Raw genomic sequence first — 9,596 nt, 5'->3', positions numbered from 1 at the left:
AGGCCGATGGCCAGCATGAGCAGGTAGAACGTGCCCGTGAACAGCTCCACGGCGACAGCCCCTCCCGCCATCAGCCACCAGAGGGTGGATTGCTCTATCACTGCGCGCTCCTCGTTGTGTTTAGTGCACCACATTCTGGGTCAAAAGACCGGACCGTCAAAGGCGTGACAACGTTATTCCTTACACTTCGCGCCTGTTTCGTTTTTTGGGCCCGCTCGCTCGGAGGCTGCGCATGAAATTCCGCTTTCCCATCGTCATCATCGACGAGGACTATCGTTCCGAGAACACGTCGGGCCTGGGCATCCGCGCGCTGGCGCAGGCCATCGAGTCGGAGGGCTTCGAGGTGCTGGGTGTCACGAGCTACGGCGACCTGTCGCAGTTCGCGCAGCAGCAAAGCCGCGCGAGCGCGTTCATCCTGTCGATCGACGACGAGGAGTTCACCCTCGGCTCGGGCCTGGACCCCATCGTGCTGAGCCTGCGCACCTTCATCGCCGAGGTGCGCCGCAAGAACTCCGACGTGCCGATCTACGTGCACGGCGAGACCAAGACCAGCCGCCACCTGCCCAACGACATCCTGCGGGAACTGCACGGCTTCATCCACATGTTCGAGGACACGCCGGAGTTCGTGGCCCGCCACATCATCCGCGAAGCCAAGAGCTACCTGGAGAGCGTGCAGCCGCCGTTCTTCAAGGCGCTGCTGGACTATGCCGAAGACGGCTCGTACAGCTGGCACTGCCCCGGCCACTCCGGCGGCGTGGCGTTCCTCAAGAGCCCCGTGGGACAGATGTTCCACCAGTTCTTCGGCGAGAACATGCTGCGCGCCGACGTGTGCAATGCGGTCGAGGAACTGGGCCAGCTGCTGGACCACAACGGCGCCATCGGCGAGAGCGAGCGCAATGCCGCGCGCATCTTCAATGCGGACCACTGCTTCTTCGTGACCAACGGCACCAGCACGTCCAACAAGATGGTGTGGCACCACACGGTGGCGCCCGGCGATGTGGTGGTGGTGGACCGCAACTGCCACAAGTCCATCCTGCACAGCATCATCATGACGGGCGCCATTCCGGTGTTCATGAAGCCCACGCGCAACCACTTCGGCATCATCGGCCCGATCCCCCAGTCGGAGTTCGAGCCCGAGGCGATCCAGGCCAAGATCCGGGCCAATCCGCTGCTCAAGGGCGTGGATGCCAAGGCCGTGAAGCCGCGCGTTCTCACGCTCACGCAATCCACCTACGACGGCGTGCTCTACAACACCGAAACCATCAAGGGCATGCTCGACGGCTACGTGGACAACCTGCATTTCGACGAGGCCTGGCTGCCGCACGCGGCGTTCCACCCGTTCTACGGCAGCTACCACGCGATGGGCAAGAAGCGCGCGCGGCCCAAGCACTCGGTGGTGTATGCCACGCAGTCCATCCACAAGCTGCTGGCCGGCATCAGCCAGGCCAGCCACGTGTTGGTGCAGGACTCGCAGACGGTGAAGCTCGACCGGCCGCTGTTCAACGAGGCGTACCTGATGCACACCTCGACCTCGCCGCAGTACAGCATCATCGCCAGCTGCGACGTGGCCGCCGCGATGATGGAGCCGCCCGGCGGCACGGCGCTGGTGGAGGAAAGCCTGCTTGAAGCCCTGGACTTCCGCCGCGCGATGCGCAAGGTGGAAGAGGAGTTCGGCAAGGACGACTGGTGGTTCAAGGTGTGGGGCCCGGACAAGCTCGTGGACGAGGGCCTGGGCCGCGCCGAGGACTGGGTCATCCGCAGCGACGGCAAGGGCAAGAAGAACCACGCCAGCAAGTGGCACGGCTTCGGCCAGCTGGCCGACGGCTTCAACATGCTGGACCCGATCAAGTCCACCATCGTCACGCCCGGCCTGAACCTGGACGGCAAGTTCGACGAGAACGGCATTCCCGCCTCCATCGTGACCAAGTACCTGGCCGAGCACGGCGTGGTGGTGGAGAAGACTGGGCTCTACAGCTTCTTCATCATGTTCACCATCGGCATCACCAAGGGCCGGTGGAACACGTTGCTGACGGCGCTGCAGCAGTTCAAGGACGACTACGAGAAGAACCAGCCGATGTGGCGCATCCTTCCGGAGTTCTGCCAGCAGCACAAGCGCTACGAGCGCATGGGCCTGCGGGACCTGTGCCAGCACGTGCACCAGCTCTATGCCAAGTACGACATCGCGCGCCTGACCACCGAGATGTACCTGTCGGACCTGACGCCGTCGATGAAGCCCAGCGACGCCTATGCGCACATCGCGCACCGCAAGACCGAGCGCGTGGAGATCGATGCGCTGGAAGGCCGCATCACGACCAGCCTGATCACGCCGTACCCACCCGGCATTCCGCTGCTCATTCCGGGCGAGGTCTTCAACAAGAAGATCGTGGACTACCTCAAGTTCTCGCGCGAATTCTCCAAGCTGTGCCCGGGCTTCGAGACCGACATCCACGGCCTGGTGGAGATCGAGGACGACAACGGCAACGTGCGCTACTACGCCGACTGCGTAGCCGCCGCACCGCAGCCGCCGTCCGCTCGCAAGAGCCGCAAGAACGCGCCTGCCGCCGAAGACATCGTGCAGGTGGGCAGTGACGGACCGTTCGGCCGCAAGGTCTGATCGCCGCGCAAGGCCGTGGGCCTTGACTCCGAAAGCCCGGCTGCGCGACAGCGCCTCCGGGCTTTTTGTATGGGAATGTCACGGGATTGAATCCAGGCGGCTTCCTGCACCGTATCAGTGTTCAGCCGCGCGAATTTTCGGGCGGCATCCACCCACTGACACAACGGAGATTTCCATGACCTTTCGCATGAATGCCCGCCTGGCCGCCGCCAGCCTCACGCTCGCCCTGTCTGCCGCTGCGATGCCCGCTTTCGCGCAGGTGACCGTCGGTGGCGCGCCGATGTACCCGACCAAGGACATCATCGACAACGCGGTGAACTCCAAGGACCACACCACGCTGGTCGCCGCCGTGAAGGCCGCCGGCCTGGTGGACACGCTGAAGGGCCCCGGTCCGTTCACGGTGTTCGCGCCCACCAACGCCGCCTTCGCCGCACTGCCTGCCGGCACGGTGGACACGCTGTTGAAACCCGAGAACAAGGCCACGCTGACCAAGGTGCTGACTTACCACGTGGTGGCGGGCAAGGTCGATGCGGCCGCGCTGTCCAAGATGATTGCCGACGGCAAGGGCTCGGCCAGCCTGAAGACCGTCGCCGGTGGCACGCTGACGGCCAAGGCCAGCGGCTCCTCGATTGCGCTGACGGATGAAAAAGGCGGCATGTCCAACGTGACCATCGCCGATGTGTACCAGTCCAACGGCGTGATCCACGTCGTGGACAAGGTGCTGCTGCCCAAGTAAGCCGCGCCGGGCGGTCCGCATCGCTGGCACCCGATGGCGCCAGCCGATGCGGGCCTTGCCCCAAGGCATCCAGGAAAGCCGCAAGGGCACCCCGGAGGGGCCTTGCGGCTTTTTCCGTGGGAGCCCGGCCCCAGGCCTGCTAGGGTGCGGCGGCGTGCATGTCCTCGCGCACGCGCAGGAAGCTGGCGAAGCGCGGCAGGCCGCCCTCGTGCGTGCCGCGAAAGCGGTAGGTCACCCAACTGCCCAGGGGCGGTGGATGCGCCCGGTCCGCATCGGTGAAGCCGGCGCCGAGCCGAAAGCGCTGGCCGCCGGGCATCTCCACCAGCAAGGCGCCCATGCGGCCCCGGTGCCGGCCTTTGCCGGGCACGTAGCCCACGACCCGCGCTTCGGTGTCTTCATGGGTCTTGAGCTTGATGAGATCGTCGCTGCGGCCGGCCTGGTAGAGCGACGCCCCACGGTGCAGCATCAGCCCTTCGCCCCCGTCGCGCACCGTGCGGTGCAGCAGGGCCTGCAACCGGGCGTCGGTGGCGATGCGCTGCTGGGGCACGGCCTGCACCCAGGGCTGGCCGATGCCGGCCACGGCGGCCTGCAATGCCGGCAGGCGCTCGTCGAACGGGCCGCCCTGCGCGGGCAGGTCGAACACCATGAACTGCAGGCGGCGCCAGGCCGCATCGTCAGGCCGCTGCTGCCGCACGGTGGACTGTGCCTGGGCGAAGCGGCCCCGGCCGGCCCATAGCTCGCCATCCATCGGCATCGCGGGCCAGCCCTGGGTGAACCAGGCGGGCGCATTCACCCGCTCGCCACCGCGCATGCGCAACTGGTGGCCGTCCCAGTAGCCGCGCACCCCGTCGTACTTTTCGCTCACCCAGTAGTCCGCCAGCGGCAGTCCGGTGCGGTAGACGTTGGCCAGCAGCAGGGGCGGCGGCGAGGCGGTCGATACCGTTGCTGGGGGTTGCGCCCAGGCCGGCAGCGCGCCGCAGACCAGCAGGACGGTGATGGCGATGCGGCGAAGCATGGGATTATTTTGCTATTACTTTGATAGCGGAATGCCCTAGGGGAATATGCGCTGGCGGCCGATTCGGCCTGAATCTCAGGACAGCTCGGCGCTTTCCCGGCTGATGCCGCCCGTCTGGCTGAAGCCGCCGTCCACGTACATAATCTCGGCCGTCACGCCGCTGGCCAGGTCCGACAGCAGGAAGGCGGCGGCATTGCCCACGTCTTCGATCGTCACGTTGCGGCGCAGGGGCGAGGCGCCGGCGACCACGCCCAGCAGCTTGCCGAAGTCCTTGATGCCGCTGGCCGCCAGGGTCTTGATGGGGCCGGCGCTGATGCCGTTGGCGCGCATGCCGCGCGGGCCCAGCGATTCGGCCAGGTAGCGCACGCTGGCCTCCAGGCTGGCCTTGGCCAGGCCCATGGTGTTGTAGTTGGGCACCGTGCGCAACGCGCCCAGGTAGCTCAGGGTGACCACGGACGATTTTTCGTTGAGGTAGGGCAGGGCGGCCTTGGCCATGGCGGGAAAGCTGTAGGCGCTGATGTCGTGCGCGATGCGGAACGATTCGCGCGACAGCCCTTCGAGGAAATCGCCGGCGATCGCCTCGCGCGGCGCGAAGCCGATGCTGTGCACGAAGCCGTCGAACTTCGGCCAGGCCTGCGACAGGTCGGCGAACATGCGGTCGATCTGCTCGTCGCTGCTCACGTCGCAATCGAAGATGAGCTTGGAGTCGAACTCGGCGGCGAAGTCGGTGATGCGGTCCTTGAAGCGCTCGCCGACGTAACTGAAGGCAAGTTCTGCGCCTTGCGCATGGCAGGCGCGGGCGATGCCGTAGGCGATCGAGCGGTTGGACAACACGCCGGTGATAAGCAGCTTCTTGCCGGTCAGAAAACCCATGTTTCTTCTCCTGTGGAATGCGGGGGATTGGGGGCGTGGCGGCGGCGCGTGCGCCGCTGATGGCCCACCGGGGCATGTGACATGCGACCCGTCGGGGCGCCGCCAGCGTAGTGCAGAATTGTCGCATGCGTCTTTGGCCGATCTTGTTGCTGTGGGGGAGTGCGATGCCCGTGTGGGCGGGACACGCCTATGCGCTGTGGGGCGAGCCCCGGATGCCTGCGGGCTTCGACCACTTCGGGTACGTCAACCCCGATGCGCCCAAGGGAGGCGAGCTGCGGCTGGTGAGCAACCTGCGCGTCTCCACCTTCGACAAATACAACCCGTTCACCATCAAGGGCAATTCGCCGGCCTACCTGTCGGACCTGATGTTCGATACGTTGCTCACCGGCTCGCTGGACGAGACCGCCACCGGCTACGGCCTGCTGGCGCAGGACGTGGAGGTGGCTGCCGATGGCCTCTCGGTGGTGTTCCAACTGCGGCCCGAAGCGCGCTTTCACAACGGCAAGCCGGTGCTGGCGCAGGACGTGAAGTTCAGCTACGACACGCTGATGGGCCCCTACACCTCGCCGGCCTACAAGACGGCGCTGTTCGACGTGGCGGGCATCGACGTGATCGACGACCGCACGGTGCGCTACCGCTTCAAGCACCCCAACCGCGAGCTGCCGCTCACGGTGGGCGGGCTGCCCGTCTTCAGCCGCGACTGGGGCGTGGAGAACGGCAAGGCCAAGCGCTTCGATCAGGTGGTGATGGACATCCCGATCGGCAGCGGCCCCTACAAGATCGGGCCGGTGCGCTTCGGCAAGGACATCACCTACGTGCGCGATCCCGGCTACTGGGCGCGCGACCTCAACGTGCGCAAGGGCACCGCCAATTTCGATCGCATCCTGGTGAAGATCTACCGCGACAACACCGCGCGGCTAGAGGCGCTCAAGGCGGGCGAGTTCGACCTCATGCGCTTTTTCAGCGCGGGCGACTGGGCGCGCCGCGTCACGGGGCGCAAGTTCGATACGGGCGAGCTGGTCAAGGGCAACTTCGAGCACAAGCTGCCTTCGGGCTTCCAGAGCTACGTGCTCAACACGCGCCGGCCGCTGCTGCAGGATGCCCGCGTGCGCGAAGCGCTGGGGCTGGCCTACGACTTCGAGTGGATGAGCCGCCAGCTGTTCTACGGCGCCTACCAGCGCATCAACGGCCTGTTCGGCAACACCCTGTGCGAGACCCGCGGCACACCCACGCCCGAGGAGCTGGCGCTGATGGAGCCCTGGCGCCAGAGCCTTCCCGCCAGCGCCTTCGGCCCCATGACCACGCCGCCGCGCACTGAGGGCGTCACCACGCTGCGCGACAACCTGCGCCGTGCCCAGGCCCTTTTGAAAGAGGCGGGCTGGGAGGTCCGGGACGGCGCGCTGCGCAACGCGCAGGGCCAGGCCATGGTGCTGGAGTACCTGGACAGCAGCGAAGGCGGCGTGCGGTCGCTGTCGTCGTGGATCCGCAACCTGCAAAAGCTCGGCATCACGCTGAACTTCCGGGCGGTGGATTTCGCTCTGTACCAGCAGCGCCTGAGCAAGTTCGACTTCGACATCACCACCATCGCGTACCAGGGCACCAACAATCCGGGCCAGGAACTGGCCGACATGTTCGGCTCGCAGGCGGCGGACACGGAAGACTCGGGCAACTTCCCCGGCGTGAAGAGCAAGGCCGTGGACGCGATGATCCGCAGCATCGTGTCGGCCAAGACGCTGGACGAATTGCTGCCCGCCTGCCATGCCCTGGAGCGCGTCATCGCGCACGGGCACTACCTGATTCCCCAGTACACCGCGCCTTCGCACCGCATGGTCTACAACGCCTGGCGCCTGGAGCGGCCGGCCACGCTGCCGCCGTATTCCACGGGCGAGGCCTGGGCCATCGACACGTGGTGGGCGCGCATGCCGCCCCAGACGGCGCCGGACCCCGCACGGCGCTGATCCGCCCGCACCCCCGGCCCACCGTCCAGACCCCGCTCACTTTCCGAACCCCACCGCCGCCATGTTCGCCTACATCCTCAAGCGCGTGCTGCTCATGCTGCCCACCCTGCTGGGCGTGCTGCTGCTGACCTTCGTGGTGATCCAGTTCGTACCGGGCGGCCCCGTCGAGCAGTACCTGGCCGAGTCCAAGGCCGGGATGGGACGCGGCGGCGGCGGGGCCGAAGGCGGCGGCCTGGCCTACCGGGGTGCGCAGGGCGTGGACCCGAAGCGGCTGGAGCAGATCAAGGCGCTTTACGGCTTCGACAAGCCGGCGCACGAGCGCTTTTTCCAGATGCTCGGGCAGTTTGCGCGGTTTGACCTGGGCCGCAGCTTCTTTCAGAACAAGGACGTGTGGCAACTCGTGAAGGAAAAGCTGCCCGTGTCGATCAGCCTGGGCTTGTGGACCTTCTTCATCAGCTACCTCGTGGCCGTGCCGCTCGGCGTGGCCAAGGCGGTACGGGCGGGCTCGCGCTTCGACTTCGTCACCACGCTCATCGTGCTGGTGGGCTATGCCATCCCGGGCTTCGTGCTGGGCGTGGCGCTGCTGGTGATCTTCGGCGGGCAGCTGCAGTGGTTTCCGCTGCGGGGGCTCACCTCGGCGAACTGGGACGAGATGACCTGGGGCGCGCGCATCGTGGACTACCTTTGGCACATCACGCTGCCGGTCACGGCCATGGTGCTGGGCAGCTTCGCGGTGACGGCCATGCTGACCAAGAACGCCTTTCTCGAAGAGATCCGCAAGCAATACGTGCTCACGGCCCGCGCCAAGGGGCTGTCGGAGCGGCAGGTGCTGTGGAAGCACGTGTTCCGCAATGCCCTCATTCCCATCATCACGGGCTTTCCTGCAGCGTTCATCGGTGCGTTCTTCGCCGGCTCGCTGCTGATCGAGACGCTGTTCTCGCTCGACGGCCTGGGCCTGCTGAGCTACGAAAGCGTGATCCGGCGCGACTACCCCGTGGTGCTGGGCACGCTCTATCTCTTCACCCTCATCGGGCTGGTGACCAAGCTGGTGAGCGATCTTTGCTACGTATGGGTGGACCCGCGTGTCAAGTTTGACTAACCCCCCCGAGCCGGCCGATGGCCGCCCCCCGCGCGGCGCGGTGCCCGTGGCTCCGTCGCTCTCGCCCGGCCGCCGTGCGTGGAGGCGCTTCAAGCGCAATCGGCTGGGCTACTGGAGCCTGATCCTGTTCAGCGCGCTGGTGGCCCTGAGCCTGGTGGCCGAGCTGATCAGCAACGACCGTCCCCTGATCGTGCGCTACGAAGGGCAGACCTACCTGCCCATGCTGCACGACTATTCCGAAAAGACCTTCGGCGGCGATTTCGACACCCCCACCGATTACCTGGACCCGTTCATCCGCGAGCGCCTGCAGCAGGGCAGCAACTGGGCGCTGTATACGCTGAACCCCTACGGCCCGGACACGCTGAACTATTTCGCGAAATCGCCCAACCCGTCCGGCCCCACATCGCAGAACTGGCTGGGCACGGACGACCGGGGCCGCGACCTGCTCGCGCAGCTGATCTACGGCTTTCGCGTGAGCGTGCTGTTCGGCATCGCGCTCACGGTGGTGGGCGTGCTGCTGGGCGTCATCACCGGTGCGATCCAGGGGTTTTTCGGCGGCAAGACCGACCTGGCGTTCCAGCGCTTCATCGAGATCTGGGGTTCGATGCCCGAGCTGTACCTGCTCATCATCTTCAGCGCCGTGTTCGCGCCCAGCGTCGGGCTGCTGCTGGTGCTGCTGTCGCTGTTCGGCTGGATGGGCCTGTCGGACTACGTGCGCGCGGAGTTCCTGCGCAACCGGCAGCTCGACTACGTGAAGGCCGCCCGCGCGCTGGGCGTGCCCAACGGGCAGATCATCTGGCGCCACATCCTGCCCAACAGCATGACGCCGGTGGTGACCTTTCTGCCGTTTCGCATGAGCGCGGCCATCCTGGCGCTCGCCTCGCTCGACTTCCTGGGCCTGGGCGTGCCGCCTGGCACGCCGTCGCTGGGCGAGTTGCTCAACCAGGGCAAGAACAACATCGACGCCTGGTGGATTTCGCTGTTCACGTTCGCGGCGCTGGTGGTCACGCTGCTGCTGCTCACCTTCATGGGCGACGCGCTGCGCGATGCGCTCGACCCCCGCAAGGCAGACCATTCATGAGCGACGCACGCATGCGCGGCACCGCGCCGATTCCACACTCTGCTGCTTCATCGTCTTCGGCCGGTACTTCGCCTGCCGCCTCGTCGGCGCCGCTCCTGCAGGTGCAGGATCTGCACGTGCGCTTCGGCGACAAAGAGGTGGTGCGCGGGGTCGGCTTCGACATCGCGGCGGGCGAGAAGCTCGCGCTGGTGGGCGAATCGGGCTCGGGCAAGACCACGCT

9 protein-coding genes are annotated in these 9,596 nt (G+C 66.4%); 6 read left to right on the top strand and 3 right to left on the bottom strand.

Annotated features, from left to right (window positions below; all coding sequences use genetic code 11):
- Window positions 1-98: NfeD family protein (locus tag AC27IQ_RS14380; RefSeq protein WP_487089874.1), on the bottom strand; the 98-nt coding region annotated here is incomplete at its 3' end.
- 134 nt (window positions 99-232) lie between these two features.
- Here AC27IQ_RS14380 and AC27IQ_RS14375 point away from each other — a divergent pair.
- Window positions 233-2,614, top strand: coding sequence for an arginine/lysine/ornithine decarboxylase (locus AC27IQ_RS14375; protein ID WP_272563822.1), 2,382 nt, complete (start codon window positions 233-235; stop codon window positions 2,612-2,614).
- A 175-nt stretch (window positions 2,615-2,789) separates the two neighbouring features.
- Entirely contained in the window at window positions 2,790-3,350 is a 561-nt protein-coding gene (locus tag AC27IQ_RS14370; RefSeq protein WP_284406391.1) for a fasciclin domain-containing protein, read from the top strand.
- 139 nt (window positions 3,351-3,489) lie between these two features.
- Here AC27IQ_RS14370 and AC27IQ_RS14365 read toward each other — a convergent pair whose 3' ends face one another.
- Together AC27IQ_RS14365 and fabI are read right to left on the bottom strand one after the other, a co-directional pair.
- Window positions 3,490-4,365: a DNA ligase gene (locus tag AC27IQ_RS14365; RefSeq protein ID WP_487089873.1), complete on the bottom strand. Its 876-nt coding sequence runs from the start codon at window positions 4,363-4,365 to the stop codon at window positions 3,490-3,492.
- 75 nt (window positions 4,366-4,440) lie between these two features.
- Window positions 4,441-5,238, bottom strand: a complete 798-nt coding sequence (gene fabI / locus AC27IQ_RS14360) for an enoyl-ACP reductase FabI (RefSeq protein WP_487089872.1) — start codon at window positions 5,236-5,238, stop codon at window positions 4,441-4,443.
- 125 nt (window positions 5,239-5,363) lie between these two features.
- On the opposite strand from fabI, the gene AC27IQ_RS14355 reads away from it, so the two are divergent.
- The 4 genes from AC27IQ_RS14355 to AC27IQ_RS14340 form a co-directional block, all read left to right on the top strand.
- A complete protein-coding gene (locus AC27IQ_RS14355; protein WP_487089871.1) occupies window positions 5,364-7,196 on the top strand; it encodes an extracellular solute-binding protein in 1,833 nt (610 codons plus the stop codon).
- Between the two features lie 61 nt (window positions 7,197-7,257).
- Window positions 7,258-8,295 (top strand): microcin C ABC transporter permease YejB, encoded by a 1,038-nt coding sequence (locus AC27IQ_RS14350; RefSeq protein WP_272563817.1) that lies wholly within the window; start codon window positions 7,258-7,260, stop codon window positions 8,293-8,295.
- Window positions 8,279-9,376: an ABC transporter permease gene (locus AC27IQ_RS14345; protein ID WP_372588246.1), complete on the top strand. Its 1,098-nt coding sequence runs from the start codon at window positions 8,279-8,281 to the stop codon at window positions 9,374-9,376. Before AC27IQ_RS14350 ends, AC27IQ_RS14345 begins: the two co-directional genes overlap by 17 nt.
- A partial coding sequence (locus AC27IQ_RS14340; protein WP_487089870.1) for an ATP-binding cassette domain-containing protein occupies window positions 9,373-9,596 on the top strand: 224 nt, incomplete at its 3' end. The genes AC27IQ_RS14345 and AC27IQ_RS14340, both read left to right, overlap by 4 nt.

The sequence above is a fragment of the Acidovorax sp. KPB24-07 genome (assembly GCF_057543315.1).
Note: the sequence above shows the minus strand (reverse complement) of the source record. Positions and strands in the feature narration are given on the sequence as shown.